Genomic DNA, 23,165 nt, shown 5'->3' on the forward strand with positions numbered 1-23,165 from the left:
CTCACCTTATCTAAAAATTTTCTCTACTATTTTAAATAGTACAGATTTCATTTCGTCTACATTAAGCAGTGAACCTTCCATCATGGAAGACTTGCATGTTGAAATAACTATGTGCATAGTTAGGGATAAAATATATAATTGCTCCGCTTCAGTATGCCTTTCAGAAAACAGCTCCTGATACTTGCTCAGTATAAATTTAAGAGCACTGTCGGCTTCCTTAAATCTTTCGTCATTTTCAACCTTGGAATATAAAACCCAATTCAAATTTTTTGAAATCAGCTCAAGTTCCATTGGATGTTCCACCATATAATCGATGATGTAACCAATAAATGAGTTATATCTTTCAGTAGCGCTACTTCCCTTGCAAGATTTCTCTGCATCATATAGCACATCAACCATTACATCTGTGACAATCTTTTCTTCCAGGTCCTTCTTGTCTTTAAAATAAAGATAAAAAGTTCCAAGACCAAGCTTTGTACTTCGCATGATATCCCTAATGGAAGTCTTTTCAATTCCCTTTTCTTCAAAGAGTTTTATGGTCTCTTCCATTATTCTTTTTTCTTTTTCTCTTTTGTTTTTATTTTTATTTAGCATAATCTCACACCTAATTGAACACTGTTCATTTTCGACAAGAATAATAATAACACTAAAATGAATATTGTTCAATACTTTTTATGAAGTTTTATCATATATTTTTTTATATGTAGTTTGTGATTGTGATTAAAGATTGAAATCTCAACAATATTTTTTAATTTATCACAAAAAAATAAGGGGTCTCCCCCTTATTCATAACCTATAACGCCATTTTGTAAATTTCTAATACATCCTTTTCTTCCAAATGAACAAAGCCTGCTATCTCTGGTTTAGCTCTATTTGCCATGCAATTTTTCGCCATGACTTTAAGATCTTCTTCGTTAAAGCCCTCTTCTCTTAAAGTCTTTGGAATACCAATTGATACAAAGAACTTTCTCAACTCTTCTATTGCTCTCTTTGCATCTTCTTCAAAGGAGTTTCCTCTGTCTAAATCAAACACATTATGTCCAAACTCTGCAATTTTTTCTGCTGTTTCGTCATTTAAGCAATACTCCAACCAATATGGTGTAAGTATGGCAAGGCCCACACCATGTGTAATGTCTTTAAGTGCAGAAAGTTCGTGTTCCATTGGATGCACTGACCATGCAGTAGACTTTCCACTGTCAAGTAGTCCATTGATTGCCCAGCTTCCTGCCCACATTAAGTTTGCTCTAGCTTCATAATTTTCCGGCTCTTTAATTGCAATTGGACCATATTTTATACAAGTTTTTAATACTCCTTCTGCAAATCTATCTTGTAAGTAAGCTCCGTCGTTTAAGGAAAAATAATTTTCCATTGTGTGACTCATAATGTCCGCTGTTCCCGCTGCTGTGTGATATTTATCAACGGAGAATGTAACTTCAGGATCCATAACAGCAAACTTTGGTAGTACATATTCACTGCCCCATCCAAGCTTTTGTCCTGTTTCTTCGTTTGTTATAACTGAAGCCACGTCCATTTCAGAACCAGTTGCTGAAAGAGTTAGTACTGATCCAAGTGGTACTGCGTCAACTGGGTCATGTTTTCCAATAACTATATCCCATGGGTCACAGTTTGCTTTAGCACCAGCAGCCACAAGCTTTGCTGTATCAATTGTAGAGCCTCCACCTACTGCAAGGATAAAGTCAATATTATTTTTCTTTACCAAGTCCACCCCTTCTCGACATTTGTCGATTCTTGGATTTGGTACTACACCTGAAAGTTCATGGTATGAAATCTTGGCGTCTTCTAAAACTTTTACAATTTTATCATATAGGCCAATCTTTTTTATACTTCCCTTACCATAAACAAGTAGTACCTTATCGCCATACTTCTTAATCTCTTCAGGAATTTCATCAAGTTTATCCCTACCAAATAAAATTTTAGTAGCAATATTAAAATTAAAATCTTTCATTCTATCTCCCCCTATCTTAATTTAATATACCCAGTTTGATTTACTTGATACTATCTTTCTAGCTTTTATAAAATTTATCAAAGTCCTTAACCATCATCATGATTCTATTTCTATCTTCTTCAAGAAGTTCCCTTCCCTCATTAGTAATGGTATAGAACTTGCCGTTACCATCAATCTTTGCCCTCTCGATAATATCTTCTTGTAAAAACTGCGCCAACAGTGCATAGAGGGTTCCCGGAGCAAGATTTATTCTTTCATTTGTAATTTCACTAACCCACGAAGTTATTTCAGAACCATTTCGCGTTTCACAAAGGGCAAGTAAAATATAGTACATAGGTTCAGTTAACGTTTGAAACTTACCTCTTGCCATTTACATCACCTAAAAATTTATAAATCTCAGTTTTAATTTCAGGATTATTAATCTCTCCTTCTACAACTAATATGACTCTGCCCTTTAAGACTGCATATCTGTTTCCTTCAGAAAGCTTGTAGGTCTTATCATATTCATATTCTTTTGAAATATCTTTTACATGTTCTCCGAAGTACGGATGGTTTTTAGCATTTTTTATAATCCTCTTATAGAGATTTTTTGCCGTATCTTCGTCTTTGGATATAGTTCTTTCAACGCTAAAGTCATTATTAGAATAGATTTTGTGTTCAGTTAAAAATATCCCCTTGCTAAGTTCCGTAACTTCATAGCCGCCACTAACTTCGGTATTTTTATTATAGGGCAATTTATTTATAATGTTATAGCTCATAAAGTAGTTTATACCAAATATTGCAACGACCATTAGAATAAAAAATTTCTTTTTTGAAGCTGTGCTGATATTCATAGTCTTAATCTTCTTTCTGAAAAGAAACACCAATAGACACATTAAAACAAATGGTGACCAAAGTAGTAGAGTGTATTTTAATCCAAGTGTTGGATTTACATCCACAAATTGTAAAGTTATGCCTACTATTATCAAAATCAAACTTGCCATTATAAGATATACAAAGAACTTTGAAAAGCTAAGCCTACTAAACTTCAAGTCCCTACTACAACTTACCTCTCTATTTCTTCTATAGAATACAGAATAGTCTACAAGGGCCAACAAGTCGAAGATCAACATTAAAAGTACGGATGGACCAAGTACCATACTATAGTTAGAATAATAAAACTCTTCAGATAAAAAGTTTGCAAAGGTGAAGAAGTGTAAAAGTAGTAGCACTACGGACAAAATTGCATTTGAAATGATTTCTCTTTTTACAGATGTCCGTAATATTTTTAGCTCTTCCACATCGTCATTATATAAACTTTTATCTTTTGCTTTAGTTTTATATAAGTTCATATTGTAAGATTTAAAAATAAAGTCATAGCCATATCCCTTTGCCATTTCATTTAGGTCGTCAAGCTCCTGTTTTGAAAATGCATTGTACTTGTCTTCGTTATTTGAAATAACGAATTTATAATCCACGTCCTTTGGCTCGGTTTTTTTAAAGAAGTGCATAAAAGAAAATTTTGCAGTTTCTATTTCATAGCCCTTCTTCGCCATCTCTTTATACCAATTTTCAAAAAGTCCAAAGTTGGCATAGGTTAAAAATCTAAATCGTAACATAATCTCCCTCCTTAGTATCGACTATCGATACTTTAATTATATATCGATAGTCGATACTCGTCAATAAAAAAAGATTAGACCCTCGCCTAATCTCTTATAATATGTTTTCTAATTTCATCTGATAACTTTTTATTATTATGATTATCCAAATACTCCAAATAGTTTTTAGTATTCTTACCATCTATTCTATCAAAAGCAACTAATAAATCTTTTATGGCTTCTACTCCATAATTTTTATATATCTCATAGAATATTAAAGTTCCTACACTATGAACTTCTTTTGGTCTTTTTCTACCCAGTTCATTTAATATAAGTTTTTTATTACCAACTTCACCCCTATGATATTCTATAAATTCTTCAATATCTCTTTTTTCACAGTTTAGAACAAATAAGTATGCGGACCATTCCGCTATCGTTTCATTTAACCAGTCCTCCCAAGAATTTACATTTGCACCTTTCGCATAACTATGGGCAAGTTCATGGGCAAGTCCCTTAAATGATGAACTCGATTCAAAGTCATCATAATCTTTGTCTGAAGTTATTACAACAAGATCTTTCCTCTTATATGCAGAATCTTCCCAAATCTCATTGTAAGGTAGAATAACCATGTCTTCTTTATTAGAAGTTTTTCTGCCATAAAGATCTTCAAGATATTTTCTTGCCAAATTGTGATTTTTAAAAATATATTCTACATATGGCCTTTGAAATTCCTCATAGTATATTTTAAGATATTCACTTTCTTTTATCTTATAAAAATCTCTATTTAAAAGGATTATGTTACAATCGTCAACTACAGGATCTGTATAATTAATTTTCCAAATTTTTTCTCTTTCGTCAAACTCTCCCTTAACAAGTTCATAATTTTTATATCTTTTTATCCTAACATCAAAATTTGTCTCTGCATCAAATCCTATTGGATACCATCCGTTATAAAATGAAAAGTGAATAATTTTTTCTTCAAAATACCTATAATAACCTGACAACTTTCCTCTATACTTAATTATTAAATTGCCTTCCTTATCCTTTGGTAAAGTTACAGTATATTTAAGCATCTCAGGCAGAAATTCCATTTTATAATCTTCTTTATTAAATTCTAAATTCTTATCATTTAATAAAATTTTCTCAATATTGAAAGACTTTGCCAAAGCGAAACAAAAATTATTTTTCTCTTTTAAATATTTAGATATATCAATTTCACAAACTACAATTATCTCCTCTGAAACAAAGTCACACTCCACACTTAGCTTCATATTATCTCCCCCATTTCTACCATGTACAAAGCCCCGTCTTTTCTTGGAACTTCCAAAGATTTCTTAAAATAAATCCATCTTCGTAATATTTTTCAATTGGCACAGTGTATTCTCCATCTTCGTTATTCCAAATTCTTTCGTAATAACTCTTAATGTCTTTGTAAATTTTTCCGTCCTTTGGAAGAATCATTTCAACATCCGTTTCAAGGTTATAGTTTTGAATATTTCTTCTTGTGAAGTTGGCGCTTCCTAAAATAGCTCTGCTATCTTCCTTGGAAAAGTCAAAGAAGGCAAGTTTTGTGTGGAACTGCTCACCATGGGTCTCGTACCATCTAACATTAATATCTGGATTTTTATCCACTAGCTCACTAAGTGCGGGCCTATTTGGACTTCCATTTTTTTCAATTCCAAAGGCATCCTTGTTTAAATCAGCAATTATATTTACTTCTACCCCACGGTTAGAAGCCTCTGCTAGTTCACTTAATAATTTTCTATCTGCAATATAAAATATGGCAATATTTATTTTGTCGCCCTTTTGTGTTTTAGAAATATTTTCTTTAAGTGCGTCATAAATCTTTCCTTCAGTTATAACTCTTAAATCTACATCGGATTTTTCTATAGCCTCTGCCTTAAAGCTCTTAATATTTGGATAATCTTTTTCCACTAGACCAAGCTCCGACTTTATAAGGTCCTCCATGGCCTTGCCATAAAAACTTACGGCAACATTAGAGTGATTCGAACTTGGGTCATGTGGGTTTGAAGATGAAACAATGGCCCTTTGGTCAGTGACTAACACCTTTCTATGATTGGCTTTAAAGTTTAGAAGTCTTAAAAAAGACCTTACTGTAATCTTTGGACCATTAGGATCAAATAGATTTCTTATTATGCCGCCTTCCGGGGAACCCATCCAGCTCAAGTAAAATTTATAAAATCCAGAATATAGTGGGTTCGAATCTCTAATTTGCCTTTGATTTGTTATGGTCACATCAATGCCACCCTCCATTAATTTTTTTATATTTTTTTGAGTGTATGCTCCATAAAAATTGTTAAGCTCATCGGTTATAAAGACGATATCCATTTCTGGATTTTCTTTTTTCTTTTCAATTAGTGCGTCTGTCATTTCTTCAACTTGATTGTCAAAGCTCATCTTTTTTCTATCGTATTCATCATTGTATAAAAATAAATCAAGAACGATAAAGTCCTTCGCTTCTTCTATAGCTTCCATTTGCTTTTTAAAAATTACACTTTCTTTTTTTAATTCGCCTTCTTTTTTATATCTTAAATCATATAAAAATTCCACATCTTCTGCTGCGTAAAATTTTCCATCCACATTTGATTTGTCATAGCTTTTTGTAGTCAAACTATATATAAATGGAACAATCAAAAGCACCAATATGACTACTATAATAATCTTTTTATTCATTTTAACTCCTCCGAGTTTTCATTTTGTTTAATACATTGTATTTTTAATTTATGTATCTATTATAACATTAAAGAAGACTTTTCAAGCACTCAATTTTAGACTAAATACCATTTCTACAACAATGTTTACTTAATTGAAAAATAAATTTTTTAAGATGGGTTGAGTGCTTGAAGTGCTTGATGTTTTTTCATTTTTTTGAATTAATTTACTTTCTTAGCTTTTTCATTTATAATAACAAAAAGGGGGTATTAAATGAGAAAAATTGAAGATTTAAACAATCTTATAGGAAACACTCCTATGGTTCAAATAGATTTCACATATAAGGGCGAAGTTAAAAAAATATTTGCAAAGGCGGAGTACTTCAACCTTTCTGGAAGTGTAAAAGATAGAATGGCCTACCATGTACTTAGGCTTGCCTATGAAAAGGGTGACATTAAACCTGGAGATACAATAGTTGAAGCAACCAGCGGCAATACCGGCATTGCCTTTTGTGCCATTGGTGCATATTTAAATCATCCCGTTGTAATATTTATGCCAGACTGGATGAGTGACGAACGAAAAAAACTTATTAGAAGCTTTGGTGCTAAAATAGTTGAAGTTTCTAAAGAAGAAGGTGGATTTACCGGCTCTATAGAAATGGCAGAAGAAATGGCGAAGGCTGACGGAGTTTATCTTCCACGACAATTTGAAAATGAAGACAACTCTACTGGACAATACATTAGTCTTGGTAGAGAGATTGTAGATAATTTAAAAGAAATTGGTCTTGTAGCTGACGGTTTTGTAGCAGGGGTTGGTACAGGTGGTACCGTTATGGGTGTAGGCAAGGCAATTAGGGAAGCAAATCCAAATGCGAAAGTATTTCCACTGGAACCACTAGAGTCCCCTACCCTTGAAACCGGCGGCAAAAAAATTGGAAGCCATAGAATTGCAGGAATAAGTGATGAATTTATTCCAGATTTATGTAAATTAGATGAGCTTGATGATATAATTTCTGCATCTGATGGAGACTCCATACTAATGGCACAAAAACTTGCTAAGGCAGGTCTTGGTGTGGGAATTTCTTCAGGGGCAAACTTTATTGGCGCAATTAAAGCCATGGAAAAAGGTTGCAGCGTAGTTGCAACGGTCTTCCCCGACGACAATAAAAAATATTTATCCACAGACCTTATGGAAGATGAACCTGTAAAAGATTATCATTTGTCAAAAGATGTAGAAATATTAGGATTCAAAGTAATACGATAAATATACTTGCCTCTTGATTGGTTAAAACTAATTAAGAGGTTTTCTTTTTATCATATAGTCTTTTACTTTAAACTAGAGTATAATCTAATCAATAAGGAGAAGCCATGGACGAAAAAAGAAAACTCAAATTTATTTTTTATGCATTTGCACTTCTACTTGTTATTGGTGTAATAGGTTATAAAATCCTGTTAAAAGTAGACTTTGTAGATGCACTATACATGACAGTCATAACTATATCCACTGTAGGTTTTGGTGAAATTGGTACCACCAGCAACCTATCGGAAATATTTTCCGTGTTTATGATATTTTTAGGAGTTGGTGTAGTTGGATATGCCTTTACAACGGTGGTTGCCATGTTTGTTGAAGGTAAGGTTGTAGATTTATGGAAGGGAAGTAAGATGGACAAAAAAATTTCTGCTTTGAATAATCACTACATAATCTGTGGTTCTGGAGAGTTGGCAGAGGTAATCATAAATAAATTTATTAGTGAAAATTTGGATTTTGTCGTTATCACTGACAATCGTGACGACCTGGACGACTATAGCCACCACAATATTTTGGTTGTAGAAGGTCATTCCACTGAAGAAAGTATTTTGGAGCATGCGGGAATCGAAAGGGCCAAGGGCCTTATTGCAACTTTGGATAACGAAGTAGATAATATTGTAACGGTGCTTACTGCAAGAGATTTGAATAAAGAAATATATATTATTGCAAATGCCATTACTAAGTCTGGAAGTGAAAAATTATTAAAGGTTGGCGCAAACAAAACTCTATCTGCCACAGAAATAAGTGGCAAGAGGATGGCCTCACTAATGATAAAACCAAATATTATTTCATTCCTAGATGTATTTACAAGGGTTGGCGAAGTGGAGCTGGACCTTGAAGAGGTTGTGGTTATGAACAGCTCTTACTTGGAAAACAAAAATTTAATTGAAGCACAAATACCTAAGAAGACTGGACTTATTGTCCTAGCAATAAAAAAGATTGAAGACGGAAAGATGCTCTTCAACCCTCCAGGGGATTACACTTTTAAAATCGGCGATGTGCTAATTGTACTGGGAAGGGAAGAACAAGTTGATAAGTTAAGGCACTTAGGTGATGAAATAAAATAAGGCTATCGTAAGATAGCCTCTTTATATCTACAAAAATTTTTCTCTTATTATTTTTGACATTTCCATAAAGTTTTCCCTAAAGATGTAGTGACTTCCACTCATTAAATATATTTCTCCGTAGTTTTGATCAATGGCATTTTTAGTTTCGATATATCGCCAGTCCTTATCCTTGTCCTCTTTCTTTGTTAGGAAAAATATTTTTTCTGTCTGTTTTGGATAATGTAAATCCTTTATTTTATTCCAGTTATTTGCAAAGTTTCGTCCCTCATTTAAATTGTCATCATTTGCAAAGTCTCTATATAGCCTATACCTTATTTGCGCTTTTATTTCATCACTATAATAATCATTATCCGCCATAAACCACTTTGGATTTATCCACGATAGAGCTCTTATTAGGCCAAGCTTGTTGGACCATTTTCTAAGGATTGGAAGAAAAGTGTTGCCAGTGTACTCCAATTGATGTGGCACCGACGTATCCATTCCAATAAACCCTGCCACTTCATCATGATATTTGTTAAGATAGTAAATTGAATACACCCCGGAGATTGAATGGGAACATAAAATATAGTTCTTATATCCAAGCTTTTGAATAACTTCATGTAGCTCTTCAGTAATGTTTTCCACAGTTCTAGGTGCACCAATAACATCCGAGTCACCATATCCAAATGGTTCAATTGCAATAACATGAAAATCTTTTGAAAGTTCATCAATTAGAGGCGAAAAGTCAAGGCCCGGTGCTGTGGTTCCATATCCTGGATCGATGATTATAACCTTTTTATCCTTTGGACCCTTTTCAACAATATTTATTTTTTTGCCCCTTATTTCAATCTTTTCTCCATAGTCTATAATCTTATCCCTTTCCTTTAAAAGCATATACTTATTAATTGAAAAAGTAATAAGTAGAAAGACAAATAACACCGATATAATTTTAAAAAATTTCATAACCTCATCCGATTCTTCCATAGCAATGCTATTTAATTTGGTCGAGTATCTCTTTTGTCTTTTCCACATCCATATTATGGTGGAATTTTCCATTTATCATAATATTCGGCCCATCTTTACACTTTTTAAAACAATTTTGTGCTCTAAGTCTAATGCGGCCATCTTTAGAAGTATCATTAAAATCCATTCCAAGTATACTCTTAACAGTTTTTAAAACTTCCATGGAGCCATTCTTGGCACATCTAGGTCCAGTGCAACAAATAATTTCATACTCAACCTTTGACTCCTTAATGGATGGCATAAACTTGATTATGGTCTTGATGATTTTTTCATCTAAACCAAAGGCTTTGGCAATTTGTTTTTGATGACTAATGGACACATATCCAAAATCACCTTGGCAACTTCTAATTGAGACCTTCGCTCCCTCTTGACTGCCTTTGCCAAAACTTAAAACAGTTTCTTCCAGTTTATCCCTAAATATAAGTTCGTCACTACTAGCTTCACACATACTATCACCCTCTATTATTATACTTTCTTTATACCCAAAAAGGATTAATTATCTGCAATAAAAAAACCACCCCGAAGGGTGATCTCTTAAAGATTAAAATATATTCTTATTAGTCCAAGTATCAACATGTGCACTGGATAGAATAAATAATTTAACCATTTGTACTGTTTTCCTCTTTCGCCATTGTAGGTAAGGGTCATACCAAAACCTAAAAATGAATAGAGTTCTTTTAATACTGAAAGATATCCAAGGCCTGCTCCAAGTAGTGGCTTGTCGTAGAAAATATAGTAAATGTATGCAATGACTATGGCGTGGTAGTCGTAGTCAAGACTTAGTTCCATGGATATAAATCCAAAGATTACAACGATTATTATTGATACAATATACCATAACACCTTGTTTTTAATTTTGTCCTTGATGCTGTCAATAATCCAAATTGTTAGTAGGCAAAGAGCCAAAGTAAACATAATGTTATTCCAATCAGGTTGATAAATTGTTTTTGACGTAAAGATGTCAAAAGGTATTTCAGTTATAAAACCGAAAATCAAAAGAGTTAAAAAGTATTTCTTTCTATTTCTCGTCTTAAAAAAACCTTCTACTACAAAAAATATAAATAATGGAAACGCAATTCTACCTAAAATTGAAAACAGATTGGATAGATGAAGTAAAAATCCCTTTCCATCTAGAAAAGGCGTTATCAAACTATTGTTTACATGATCTATAAGCATAGATAAAAATGCTATATACTTTAGCTGTGCTCCATTTAAAACTTGGAACTTCTTTAGTTTTTCATTTTCAAATCTTTTATTTGTATCCATAATTCCTCCTATAAAAACATTTTTAAATTTTAGCAGCTGCTATGAATTTTGTCAATAAATAATATTTATAAAACAATTTATGACGTATGCATTGATGTGGTCTTAAATTAAACAGCTAAAGCAAAGTGGACTGAACTTCTTTACGAAGTCAGTCCACTTTTTTATCCGTTTATTATTTTTAATTCCTTAACCATATTTAGCCTTGATATTTTAACCTTCTCTACTAGATGAACCAATATAAATGTTACAATGCTAAGTACATAGGCCAATATAAATATTGATTTTGGAACTGGTATATCAAAATATGCATCAAATTTTTCCATGGCTATAAATAGCATATATTTTATGAGCTTGTCCAAAATAGGTATTAAAATTATCTGATACACTATTAGTATTAAGAATATGGTATTTATATAAACTTTTGAAATTTCTCTGTCTTTAAATCCAAAAATTTTAAGATATGTTATATTAACCCTTGACTTATCAATTATTAAGGATGAAATCATTGAGGTTAGTATAAAATAAAATGTTAAGGAGACTACTATTAACATGGTAAATACAACTCCAAAGGAGTCTAGGAAATGGTCCATAAATTTTGACATTTCATTTTTGTTTAATTCAGTAATTAGATTGTCTTTTGAAATGTCTAACTTTTTATCTGACATGTAACTATTAAAATAATCTTTGTCTCTTTCTATTATTTTGTTTAAAGATTCTCTACTTGTAAATATTTGAAACAAACTATTGTCCTTGTCTATGTCTTTTATCTTTAATTTTTTTATCTTACTGTTGTAGCTTTCCCTTATTCTAAATGTGTCTGATTTTTCTAAACTAAATCTTTTTGAAAATCCAGAAGAAACTATAACTTCATCTTCTTTTAAATCTTCTACGTTTAGATTTTTGTATTTGCTATTTTTATCTACTCCATAGAATTGAATTTCTTTGTTTTCACTATCAACCAATTCCGCATTTACCACTGTGGCAATATCTGCGTTCACCTCTTTATTTTCCCTTTGCTTTACAAAATAGATATGATTATACTTCATCTCATTTTGCATATTTTTAGCATAATTTTTGAATACGGGCTTTGCAGAAAGTGAAAATACTAAAATTAAATTTGCTAAAAATACTCCAAATAAAAGAGCTACAAAATTTAACTTATTAGAAAATATAATTCTCGTTTTAAATTTCCTTAAAAACGAAATGTTTTTCAGTTTTAGTCTTGTATTCCTCTTGGTCTTTTTTAAATTTTTTCTTAAAAAATTTACAGGACTAAATTGTAAGCATCTGCTAATTACAACATAATTTATTACCAAATAGATTATTATTGGTAAAAAAGATGTAATGACAAATGAACGGGCAGAAAAGGTCACTTCAAATTTCGGTAGGTCATAGGATGCATAATAAAGGGCTGCATATTTTTTATACAGATAAGTATATGAAATTATATTTCCCACTACCGATGATATAATGGCGATAAAAAGTGGCATTGCCATGTAATTAAGCAAAAGCTCTTTTTTTCTATATCCAGACGCAAGTAGGGTTCCAATTATTGGAGCTTCCTCTTCTATCAAGCTCTTTATTTGCACCGCACTTATGAATGCAATTGCAATAAAAAGGAGTATTGATGTCAAGGTCATAGTTGGAACATCCCCTCCCATATCATCAATGATAAAGGTTATACGTTTGTTATCAAACCTTGTAACGCCATCAATCATCAAGTTTTCTTTGTTTACAACTTTTGAAATATCCTTTAGTTTTTCCTTCGCTTCTCTTTCGTTTAAATCGTCTTCAGTATGATAAGAGTAATTATATGTTATCTTTTCATTGGAAAATTTTTTAAATCCTGAATCGCTTAAAAGGCAAACTCCAAAATGGCCAGTATCCATAACAAGATCATCTCTGTTCTTTAGCAGTGACGAATAGTCTGGCAATGAAAATAGACCTGTAATTTTAAATCTTTTATTTCCTATTTTAAGAATATCTTCTAACTTTAAATGATTTGCCCTTGCATAGTTTGCAGAAATTGCAATTTCGTCTTCAGAGTTTGCAAGTCGACCTTCATAAATTTGAGCTTCATTTATATGTTTTCTATTTTTAAAAACTCTTAAGCTTTTCTTGTCTTTTACATCAGCTTCAAAATAAAAATTATCGTATAGTTTTAAAGACAAATCTTCTATTTTTTCCTTTAAATCATCTGACAATTCATAAATAGTTGTGAAGTTTCCGTCTTCAACCTTGCCCTTTTCAATTTGACTGTAATAAAGATTTTTAACAGACTCTTGAGATATGAAAAAAGAGGATGCAAACACAACTATAAATACCAGTGAAATAAAAATTGGAATAACTTTGAAAGGCTTTGATTTTATCTGTCTATAAACTCTCTTATTAATAGGATTTTTCATTTACCATACCACTTCCTTTGCGGAAAGCTTATTAGTATTAACTTCAAAGCTCTTTATCTTTCCATTATGCAAAGATAAAATTAAATCACACATTTTTGCAATTTGAACATTGTGAGTGGCTATAATTACAGTGGATTCATAATCCCTATTAAGTTGTTCTATTATCCTTAAAACATCCTTTGCGCTGTCATAGTCCAAGGCGCCAGTAGGTTCGTCACAAATTAAAAGCCTTGGTCTTTTTATAATTGCCCTTGCTATTGATGTTCTTTGTGCCTGCCCTCCTGAAATTTCATTGGGATATTTATATTTATGCTCAGTAAGTCCAAGCTTATCAATTAAATCATTTATATCTACTGGATTTTTAGATAAAAATTTTCCAACCTCGATGTTTTCAAAGACATTTAAGTCGCTGATTAAGTTGTAAAACTGAAAAATAAAACCTAAATACTCACGCCTATAATTTTCCAATTCTCTTTTTGACATCTTACTCAATTTGTTGTTGAATACATCAACCTCTCCACCATCAATGTTTTCTATACCTCCTAAAATATTCAGAAGAGTTGATTTTCCTGACCCCGACGGACCAAGAACACAAATTATTTTTTTATCTTCAAACTCTAAATCAATTCCTTTAAGAACTTCAATCCTTCCCTGTCCCGAACCATAACACTTATGTAAATTTGAAACCTTAATCATAAAACTCACTTCCTTTTTAATACTTAATACAAGCTATATCCCATTGATAACGGTTCTCCCTTTGAGTTAATTATACTCCTGCTGATAACCTTTATCAATACATTTCTGTGATAAAGTTCTAAAATAAACAAATTGTAGTTCTTTCTTGAGGATAATAAAAAATAAAAAAGGACCGAACTTCTTTACGAAGTCAGTCCATATTTTTATACTATCCTCTGCCCATTAGGGAAACTATTTTTTCGAAAATCGTATTTGAATACATTTCTTGCCTAGTTAACATATTCCAGTCCAATATGCTTTCAGCATTTATTATTTCATCTGGAAGCATTACACTTCCATCTTTTAAACTAATGCTTGGCGAAAATTCATATACATCGTCTTTATATCTCAAAGTTATTTTTGCATTTGGTGCTGTGTCACTTATGTTTTGACATATTACAGTAGGACCAGTTAAAGAAATTTTTTCTAAAGTGTAGTTTGGTCTTTCCTTTAACTCTCCTCCATCTGAAATCTCCAGCTCTTTTAATGATATGGTAGTGTTTTTAAACTTAGGGACTATAAGATAGTATTCTTCTCCCATAATTTCGTGTTTATATGTCTCTTCATTTTCTCTTATATTCAACAATAGAGAAGGGTCTTTATATTCGTAATACACTTCTTGCCAAGGATAGAGTTTTAATAAAATTTCTTTCAAACTAAATTCATCCATTGAAGATCCTAAGTATATCATAAATGCTTTTTTGTTTTCATCTTTAACATCTACGCCAAGTTCCCTTGCCATTTTTACATATTCATTTAAATAAGGAGAACTATTTATAGATTCTTTTCCAAGTTCTGTAGCTTCTGTAAACGTTCCAGCTTCTGTGTTCATGTATTGAGTATACAAAAACATAAGCCTTCCAACTTCGTCTACAAAAAATTTATTACCTTTATCATTAGAAGTATCCCATAGATTATTTAAAGACAGTCCTTCCAAGTTTCCAATATTATATATAAATGAATCGTCCTCTACATTTCTATCGTAAGCTTCCTTATAGAGCTTGTAGTCATTTGAAATCCCCTCTTCCATTAGGGAAATTTTATCTTCACTTTTAATACCAAAATTTTCTAAGACTTTATCATCACTAAGTAGTTTTCCATCTGGAAGAGAAAAATTATATATTTTGTTTAGTTCCATGTCCGCTTCATTAATATCGGTGTATTGTATACGAACGCTTAAAATATTTTCATCTTGATAAACTGAAAATATTGAAAATATTCCTAGTACATCACTATTTGCCACATCTTGATAAGTTTCGTATGATTTTTTCAAACCATTTGCAAGTTCTTCTATCTCTTTATTTGCCTTTTTTGCATCTTTTGAATCTAAAAGGATTTTTGGAATATGAAATCCATCTCTAGGTCCCTTGGCCTGGGCAAAATACTTTTCATCCATAAATTCATTCCAAATCTCCCTATCCACAACGAGATTTGATAGCGAACCTTCTTTTGCTCCCTGTACAACTTCTAAATCTTTTTTTGAAGCTAAATTATTTTCAGTTTCTTCTTGCTTAGTATTAATTTTCGAATTTATTTCACTACTTAAACCTTCTATCTTAGATGACTTGCAAGATGTTGTACAAAGGACAACAAATGCAAATATTAAAGTTAATTTTTTTAATCTTTTAATAGCCATAAGTACCTCCCATGTACATATTGACCAAAAATTATTTTTGTCAATTTCAGAACCTACTCTTCTTTTCTTAATTGTACTATTGAGTAGACAGCTAAGCCCATAAACAAAAATCCTATAGCAATAAGCACTACATACATTTTAGTATTGCTAGAAACGACAAGTTTTCTAAAATCCTTTGTATCGTGAATTCCCTTTTCCAAAGGTAAACAGTCAATTCCAGTGTCTTCCACTATCTTATTTCCCTTTTGAATTCCTAAAATTGTATATTCAAGGGGGGCATTTTCATCAACAACTGTGTATGAATAGCAAATTTCTCCAACCATATCTTTGTAGTTTTGTCCTTTATAAGTTGCACCATATTGTGGACATCGATCACCTTCTGAAAGATAAACCTCTCCAGTGTTTTTATCTTTTAAAATATTAAATGAGTATTCACCAAAGTTATCTTCACTAATATCATTCCAATTTGTATTTGCACTAAGCCCCTTTAGTAGTTGTGGATCAATTTCAATTTCTCCGATATGTGTCTTTGCTATAACCATTCCACTTACAAGATACTCTCCATTAACGCCACCGTTGTTTTCTTCTGAGTAGTCTTCTCCTATTTCAAACCAATCATAAATATAATTCGTTCCTTCTTTATGATCAAACTCTTTTACAGTTCTATAGGCTTTAATATATGGAATGGATATGTCTAAAGCTGGGTCTATAGCTGGAAGCTCTGGTTCAAGTTTGCCAGAAACTATTACGAGCTTTCCTTCGTTTTCGCTGTGGATCTTGCCATCTGTTACTGAAATCGCCGTCTTTAACTTCGCATCTGTAACTGGAGTTGAACCTCTAATTGAAATTCCAAAGCCAAGGGATAAAGCTGCTATTATTATAAAAGCAATTATTTTTTTCATTTCTTACCTCCTGGTACAATGGCTCTTCTTTTACTCTTTTTTATTATTGGACTTCTTATTCAATCTTTTTTTATTTTCCATGGCTTCATCGAGAACGCCTTTTTCCTTTGCCTTCTTCAATTTTTTATCTTTATTAAGATTTAGTCTGTTTCCCTTTAGTTCACTACTATTTTCATCATTTATCAATTCAGTTCTAACATTGTATCTCTTAGTTACAAAGGCATCATTCTTTATCAAGTTTGAAATCTCATATTTTGTTTCATCCTCATAATGATGTCTTTCGTCAGAGTTTCGGTATCTAAGATAGATAGTTGTATAAAATACAAAGCCTGATGCTAGAAGTATCCAGAAAAATTCTTTACTGTCTTGGAATTTTGTGTCGTTAAACATTTCCATTGCAGCGATAATATTTAGTATATATGCCAACACTCCACCTGCAATTTCCACAAAAACAGAAACGATAAATAGTTTTATAAAGTTAATCGGAACACTTCCCATGGTCTCCAAGGTTCTTGCGTTTACTGCCACATAGTGTAATAAGTTCTTGTTTCCCTTTGTCTGCATATAGCTATATAACCACACAGGTAGGTAAGCAGCCTTCCAAGAATCCCCCTTTACTTCAAAGTCCTCTTCTTCCCAGTGAACTCCTCTATCGTATTGGGTGATGGTTTCCTTTGCCGCAATTCTAGCAACGTCAGAACTTTGAGCATCCACAACTTCCTTTAAGGTACTAATATTGGTATCTCTTTTTTCTGATGTATAGCCCTTTATATAATTGGCATTAAACTTAACGCAATTTTCCGTATCAAAAGGCATAATGGCATTGATTATATTAGTTGTCTTTTCTTTAGAAGTGTAATCTAATTTGTCACTGCTAGCTTCGATTGAAAGGTCGTCTATAAATATATCGAACTCCCTTTCAACATCATAAACATCCACATCATATTCATATTCTGTTTTATCGTCATCGCTTTTTATTTCCCTACGAGCAGTTTCAATTTCACCTTGACCAAAAAGATCCATATGTGCATTTACATCCACTAGCATGTATGGAATATAGACACCACAGATATTTTCTGTAGTAAATTCTCTAGTAAATTTAGGGTGTGCAAAGAACTTTCTGTCATTTACAAACTCCTCAATCTTTTCTTCAGCATCTTCCTTTGAAACTTTGAAAGGAAGAATTACATCGGGAATTGCACCATTTTCAATTTGATTGTTAAGTGACAATGTATTTCTACACCAGTGGCATCTTGCCTGTGTTGAAGTCTTAGTGTCGATTACAACTTCCGCACCGCAGCTTTCACATTTTAATGTAATTAAATCCTCTGCACCTGCATCAATGTCCTTTGCACCACTTCCTATGGAAGTACCCTTCAAAGTACTGATGTCTGCATCTTCCGGCGCAAGGTCTAGCTCAAATTCATGTCTACAAAAGTTACATCTAAGTTTTCCAGTTTTCGTATTTGTCTGTATGTCAGTTGCTCCACACTTTGGACATTTTATTTGACCGTCTTTAAGGCCATTGTTCGTGTCTATTACTTTCATATCTTTTTCGGCATCCATAAGTCACCTCTACAATCCCAAGAGTTCATTTTTTAAATTATCAAATTCCTCTTGTGTTATAACTCCTGCATCAAGAAGTTTTTTCATCTTAATTAACTTATCTGTAGGATCTTCTTGATTTTGATTTACATTTTGTGCATTATTTTGTTGTGCATTATTTTGTTGTGCTACACCAAAGTTTGGTTGGTATGAACTTTGTGCTTCTGGTTGCTTTGTTCCATCCATCATATTACCAGCAGCATTCATTCCCATTCCCATAAATGCCATATTGGCACCGCCGCCATTTTCTCCAGCAGCTTGCATACCTCTTGCAGCAGCTTGTTGGAAAAATGCATTTCCACGATTTCCTGAAAGAGCGTCCGCCTTTTTAACGTCAGACATAAGAGCCTTTGTATCTTCGTCATATTCAATTGAAAGTATGGCTGTCTTTACAATTTCTAAACCCCTTGAGGTCTTCCATTGGTATCCATCTTCCACTGCAAATGAAAGTGACTTTGCAAATCCAATTTGATCCCCTTGAATCTTGCTCATACGATTGCCCCTAGTAGGGTCGTTGGTGTAATTTGAAAATGCTGCAGAAAGACTTCCTACAACTTCATTGAATAATTGTTCTGCCGCATCATTGTCCATGTCGTTAAAGTCAAATGCCGGTGCGCCTGCTTGTAAATATTTTTGTGGTACAAAGTTTTTAACGAATAAAAGAGGATCTATAATCTTTAATGTGTAAGTTCCCCTTGTTACTGCACCTACTTGAGTTCCAAAGAAAGCATCATCCCAATAGATTTCACTTTGTGTACCAAAGCGGTTATTAGGTATTTCCTTTAAATTTACATAAAAGGCAAGTTGTTGTGCGCCTGCTTGGCCACCAAATTTAATTTTTTCCCATGTAGATTTAATAAGTGAAGCTGAAGCTCCGTCCCCTGCAAAAATGCTTTGAGAATTTACATCATCTGAAGAAAATATAAATCCACCAGGTTCTGCAACTATACCTGTAATCATTCCATCTTGCAATGTAATAAGAGCTGTACCTTCAGGAACTATAATTTTACTTCCATTGCTAATTATATTTTTATTTCCCTTTGTGTTTTCACCACGACCATTGTTTTGTCCAGAAGCTTTTGCTGGAAAAACACCTGCAGTTGCAGAAAGTGATTCATCTGGAAGGTAAAAATCCAACCATTGATCTGCAAAAGTTCCACCCATTGCTCCTGTAAACGCTTTAATAAATCCCATATTGCCCTCCTTTTTAATTTCTTTTTATTCTTACCAAGTTTTCCTATGCTAATATATAACATCTATCTTTCTATCTTTATACTACTAAAGTTTTATTCTTTACACATCACCCTAAAGAATGATATTTGAAAATTTTTGGTTACAACAATCAAACTAAAATGAAAATAGAATAAATAGAAAATCTCTGATATAATAATAAAAAGATTACTTTAACCTATTAAATTTGTAATTTGTTATTTTCACAAAGGAGATAAAAATGTATCGCAAGGAAATTATCAGCTATATAGTTTCAATATTTTTAATTTTTTTGGCTTGTGTTTTGCATTATTTAGATTACTATGAAATCGTTAAATTTCCTGTAAACACAATTGTATTTTTTTTATATAGTTTTGTGATTTTTATGTGGATGCACAATATGCAAAGTAGAGTCTTAAGAAAAACTGTGGTTAGAAGATTTAAAACCATTGGTGTTATTTTGATTTGCTATTTAGCAGTTAGAACTATTAAATACGAAATCTTAATCGAAAATGAATTTGCCGTTAGCAACATTAGATATCTTTATTATATTTTTCCAATCACTTTGATACATCTAGTCTTTTTAACTTCCCTATTTGTTGGAAAGTCAGAAAGAGAAGATATAAGTAAATATTGGAATCTCTTATGTATTCCTACTTTTATTTTGCTCGCCTTTATATTAACCAATCACTTACACGGTCTCGCCTTTTCTTTAGATGAAAATGCAAGAGGTTTTAACAAGTACGGCCCATTTTTTTACATAGGACTTTTCTATATTGGCATACTGTCACTAGCAACCCTTGTATATACAATGATACCTTCATTCGTAAATAAACAAATAACTCAAGTGATTATACCTGTTTCAATTCTTTTGCTTTGGGGTCTTTACACATTTCTATATATGATTGACTCGGAAGTCTTTGAATATTTTAAAATTATTTTTAAAAGTGCAGAGTTTAATATTTTAATGGTGGTTCTATTCATAGAATCCCTAGTATTTAAGAGGCTCTTACCTTCCAACAGGGGCTATGAATCATTTTTAAAAATATCATCTTTGAGCATTGGAATAATAGATTCAAATGGAAAAATTATTTTTAGTCCTAAAAACTATCCAGATATTGATAAAAATTTAATTGAAAAAGCAGTCGATAATCCAATTGTACTCGATGAAAATACCCTTCTTGAAAGCGCAAAAATTAAGGGAGGTACCTCATTTTGGTTTGTGGACCTCCGAGATTTTAATGATCTTAAACAAAAACTATTGGATTTAAATGACGACATGCTCAGCGAAAATGAACTTTTAAAAGCGAATAATAAATTGAAAAAAAACATGGCAGAAGTTGAGGAGCAGCGTGAAATAAGAGAATATATTCACTTGAAACTAAAACCTCAATTTGACAAACTTAAATCTATTTTGATGAATTTGCCAAAAGACAATAAATATTTTGAAAAGACTTTGAAATATGCCTGCATCCTAGATGTATACATAAAGAGATATTCAAATCTATTTTTGCTAACAAAAAATAAAAATAACTTAAACCTTGCGGAGTTAAAGCTTGCCTTTAATGAATCTTTGGATTATTTAAAGCTAAGCGACATCGATACAAATCTAAAATGGGACGTAAATGGAGATTTTGATTCTAACATTTGCCTTGAGTTATACGAAATTTTTCAAATGATTTTGGAATTTTATTTTTCCTATCTTCGTTCCATAAGCGTTTCTTTTATAGAAGAAGAAAATGTACTCAAGTTAAAAATCAACATAGTGCCTAATAATAAATTTACTGAAAATTTAGATTTAGAAAATTTCCAACACGACTCTAAACTCACAATTACAAAAGATTTAATTGATAAAGAAATTAACTGGATAATTTCTTTTGAGAGGAGTGCCCTATGACTTTATTAAATTTAGACACATTTAGTTTAACCCTTCTATTTATAATTAATATGATAATTTTAATTATCAGTATGGAAATTGTAATAATGACGGCAAATAATAAAACTCATTCACGTTTTTTCATATTTGCCCTCAGTATTTTTATTTTAAGTTTTATTCCAGTGCAGGTTTTAGCAGAAATTGGAAGAGGAAGGTTTTATATTTCAAAAAATTTTATAAATTTTCCACTACAATTTTTAATTTTATATAACATTTTAATTTGTATGCTGGAGTTTATTTTAATCAAAGACTTTTCTAAAACAAAAAACAAGAGTATTGGGCATAATTCAATTAAAGAGAGCATGGACAACCTTACCAATGGAATTTGTTTTTCCAAGCTAGATGGAACTCCACTTTTAGTAAATAGAATGATGCAAGACATCAGCTACGAAGTCTTTGGCAAGATGCTAGTTAATGACGTTGTCTGTGCAGAAAATATAAAGAACAATAAAATCAGACCAAGCACAATTATTTTACAAAGAGATCCCCTGGTTTTTGAATGCCTCGGGGAAATATGGCAAATAAAAGTTATTTATCATGGCTCTGTAAGGGAAACTATTGCATATAATATAACATTAGAATGGGCACTGTACAAAGAAATAGAAAAGAAAATTAAGCAGATTCAAAAAATTAACGAAAGTTTAAGGGATTACCAAAAAAATGTGGGCGAATACACAAGGCAAAAGGAAATTTTGAAAGCAAAAATAAAAATCCACGATAAAATCGGGCAATCCCTAATATACTTTAAACGTTATTTGGAAAAAACTCATAAGACAAAGGAAGAACGGGACAAACTGATAAAACTTTGGATGGAAAGTCTTTTAATATTGGAAGATAGCGAGGACAGAGCAGAAAATAAAACAAAATTTGAAAAACTGATTTCTACGGCAAATGATATAGGTGTAGAAGTTCATGTAAATGGAAAGGCGCCATCAAATGAAACTGACTGGATACTTTTAGTGGACATAGTCCATGAAGCGTTGAACAATGCGATTCGTCATGGACAGGCAAAAAATATTTGGATTTACCTATACGAAGATGAATTTAGAATTCAATGTGAAATTGAAAATGACGGGTTAAAAGCAAAAGAATCCATCGTTGAAAAAGGTGGACTAAAAAATATTCGTCAACGTTTAGAACCCTTTGACGGTACAATTAAAATATTTACGAAACCAAACTTTAAACTTGAACTATCTTGGATAAAAGGAGAAAATTATGACTTATAAAATAATGATTGTGGATGATCAATTTGTTTCCAGAGAACTGTTTAAACTTTCTATTAACCAATCAAAAGAATATGAAGTTATATATTGTATTGATAGTGCAATGTTTGCAGATACCTATGTTTTAAAAAGTCATATTGACCTAGTTATTATGGATATTCTCATGCAAGATGGTTCAAACGGCTTAGAGGCAGCAGAAAAAATCAAAAAATTAAAACCAGATATAAAAATAGTTGCTGTAACAAGCATGCCAGAGGTGTCATGGATGGAAAAAGCAAAAAAAATTGGCATCGACAGCTTTTGGTATAAAGAAGTCTCTGAAGAAACAATTTTAGAAATTATTGAAAGAACCCTTTCTGGCGAATCCATATACCCTGATGAAACTCCAGAAGTTAGACTTGGGATGACCAACTCCTCAGAACTAACTCCAAGGGAAATTGAAGTTCTAAGGCTTCTGACCACCGGAGCCTGTAACGAAGAAATCGCAAATAAATTACACATTTCGCAAAACACAGTAAAGACCCATATAAAACATCTTTTGGAAAAAACTGGATTTACAAGTAGAACCCAACTTGCAATTCAGTCACGGGTTACAGGCTTTGTTATCGAAGATGAATAACGGGAGAGAATAAATCGCAAAAAAATATGCTGTTGA

20 protein-coding genes are annotated in these 23,165 nt (G+C 32.1%); 5 read left to right on the plus strand and 15 right to left on the minus strand.

Annotated elements, in window-relative coordinates; genetic code table 11:
- Positions 1-6: 6 nt before the first annotated feature.
- The 6 genes from WKS98_RS02325 to WKS98_RS02350 form a co-directional block, all read right to left on the minus strand.
- Entirely contained in the window at positions 7-594 is a 588-nt protein-coding gene (locus WKS98_RS02325; protein WP_498916548.1) for a TetR/AcrR family transcriptional regulator, read from the minus strand.
- Positions 595-793: 199 nt separating this feature from the next.
- Positions 794-1,966 (minus strand): iron-containing alcohol dehydrogenase, encoded by a 1,173-nt coding sequence (locus WKS98_RS02330; protein ID WP_498916550.1) that lies wholly within the window; start codon positions 1,964-1,966, stop codon positions 794-796.
- A 58-nt stretch (positions 1,967-2,024) separates the two neighbouring features.
- Positions 2,025-2,336 (minus strand): PadR family transcriptional regulator, encoded by a 312-nt coding sequence (locus WKS98_RS02335; protein WP_498916552.1) that lies wholly within the window; start codon positions 2,334-2,336, stop codon positions 2,025-2,027.
- Positions 2,323-3,564: a DUF2812 domain-containing protein gene (locus tag WKS98_RS02340; protein ID WP_498916554.1), complete on the minus strand. Its 1,242-nt coding sequence runs from the start codon at positions 3,562-3,564 to the stop codon at positions 2,323-2,325. The genes WKS98_RS02335 and WKS98_RS02340 overlap by 14 nt, the downstream gene beginning before the upstream one ends.
- Before the next feature lie 86 nt (positions 3,565-3,650).
- Positions 3,651-4,814 (minus strand): M1 aminopeptidase family protein, encoded by a 1,164-nt coding sequence (locus WKS98_RS02345; protein WP_498916556.1) that lies wholly within the window; start codon positions 4,812-4,814, stop codon positions 3,651-3,653.
- Positions 4,815-4,830: 16 nt separating this feature from the next.
- Entirely contained in the window at positions 4,831-6,237 is a 1,407-nt protein-coding gene (locus tag WKS98_RS02350; protein ID WP_498916557.1) for a phospholipase D family protein, read from the minus strand.
- Between the two features lie 252 nt (positions 6,238-6,489).
- Here WKS98_RS02350 and WKS98_RS02355 point away from each other — a divergent pair, with 252 nt between their 5' ends.
- Both WKS98_RS02355 and WKS98_RS02360 read left to right on the plus strand, forming a co-directional pair.
- Complete coding sequence (locus tag WKS98_RS02355) at positions 6,490-7,479, plus strand: PLP-dependent cysteine synthase family protein (protein ID WP_498916559.1); 990 nt, start codon at positions 6,490-6,492, stop codon at positions 7,477-7,479.
- 104 nt (positions 7,480-7,583) lie between these two features.
- On the plus strand, positions 7,584-8,591 hold the full coding sequence (locus WKS98_RS02360; protein WP_498916560.1) for a potassium channel family protein: 1,008 nt from the start codon (positions 7,584-7,586) through the stop codon (positions 8,589-8,591).
- Positions 8,592-8,618: 27 nt separating this feature from the next.
- Here WKS98_RS02360 and WKS98_RS02365 read toward each other — a convergent pair whose 3' ends face one another.
- From WKS98_RS02365 to WKS98_RS02405, 9 genes are all read right to left on the minus strand, one after another.
- Complete coding sequence (locus WKS98_RS02365; protein ID WP_498916562.1) at positions 8,619-9,533, minus strand: alpha/beta fold hydrolase; 915 nt, start codon at positions 9,531-9,533, stop codon at positions 8,619-8,621.
- Positions 9,534-9,561: 28 nt separating this feature from the next.
- The gene (locus WKS98_RS02370) at positions 9,562-10,041 is read right to left on the minus strand and encodes an NADH-quinone oxidoreductase subunit NuoE family protein (RefSeq protein WP_498916564.1); all 480 of its coding nucleotides are present in this window, start codon (positions 10,039-10,041) and stop codon (positions 9,562-9,564) included.
- A gap of 86 nt (positions 10,042-10,127) precedes the next feature.
- Complete coding sequence (locus WKS98_RS02375; protein ID WP_498916566.1) at positions 10,128-10,859, minus strand: TraX family protein; 732 nt, start codon at positions 10,857-10,859, stop codon at positions 10,128-10,130.
- A gap of 161 nt (positions 10,860-11,020) precedes the next feature.
- Positions 11,021-13,264, minus strand: a complete 2,244-nt coding sequence (locus WKS98_RS02380) for an FtsX-like permease family protein (protein WP_498916568.1) — start codon at positions 13,262-13,264, stop codon at positions 11,021-11,023.
- Positions 13,265-13,960, minus strand: a complete 696-nt coding sequence (locus tag WKS98_RS02385) for an ABC transporter ATP-binding protein (RefSeq protein WP_498916570.1) — start codon at positions 13,958-13,960, stop codon at positions 13,265-13,267.
- A gap of 208 nt (positions 13,961-14,168) precedes the next feature.
- On the minus strand, positions 14,169-15,635 hold the full coding sequence (locus WKS98_RS02390) for a hypothetical protein (protein WP_498916571.1): 1,467 nt from the start codon (positions 15,633-15,635) through the stop codon (positions 14,169-14,171).
- A gap of 53 nt (positions 15,636-15,688) precedes the next feature.
- Positions 15,689-16,537 carry a hypothetical protein gene (locus tag WKS98_RS02395; RefSeq protein WP_498916573.1) on the minus strand — a complete coding sequence of 283 codons (849 nt, stop codon included), beginning with the start codon at positions 16,535-16,537 and terminating at the stop codon, positions 15,689-15,691.
- Positions 16,538-16,567: 30 nt separating this feature from the next.
- On the minus strand, positions 16,568-18,103 hold the full coding sequence (locus WKS98_RS02400; RefSeq protein WP_498916575.1) for a TFIIB-type zinc ribbon-containing protein: 1,536 nt from the start codon (positions 18,101-18,103) through the stop codon (positions 16,568-16,570).
- Between the two features lie 9 nt (positions 18,104-18,112).
- Positions 18,113-19,336, minus strand: coding sequence for an SHOCT domain-containing protein (locus WKS98_RS02405; RefSeq protein ID WP_498916576.1), 1,224 nt, complete (start codon positions 19,334-19,336; stop codon positions 18,113-18,115).
- Between the two features lie 256 nt (positions 19,337-19,592).
- Here WKS98_RS02405 and WKS98_RS02410 point away from each other — a divergent pair, with 256 nt between their 5' ends.
- The 3 genes from WKS98_RS02410 to WKS98_RS02420 are packed head-to-tail and all read left to right on the plus strand — an operon-like array spanning position 19,593 to position 23,129.
- Positions 19,593-21,248, plus strand: coding sequence for a hypothetical protein (locus tag WKS98_RS02410; RefSeq protein WP_498916577.1), 1,656 nt, complete (start codon positions 19,593-19,595; stop codon positions 21,246-21,248).
- Positions 21,245-22,513, plus strand: coding sequence for a sensor histidine kinase (locus tag WKS98_RS02415; RefSeq protein WP_498916579.1), 1,269 nt, complete (start codon positions 21,245-21,247; stop codon positions 22,511-22,513). The genes WKS98_RS02410 and WKS98_RS02415 overlap by 4 nt, the downstream gene beginning before the upstream one ends.
- Entirely contained in the window at positions 22,503-23,129 is a 627-nt protein-coding gene (locus tag WKS98_RS02420; protein ID WP_498916581.1) for a LuxR C-terminal-related transcriptional regulator, read from the plus strand. Before WKS98_RS02415 ends, WKS98_RS02420 begins: the two co-directional genes overlap by 11 nt.
- Positions 23,130-23,165: the final 36 nt, after the last annotated feature.

Source organism: Lagierella sp. ICN-221743, from assembly GCF_037890055.1.
Classification (GTDB): Bacteria; Bacillota; Clostridia; order Tissierellales; family Peptoniphilaceae; genus Mediannikoviicoccus.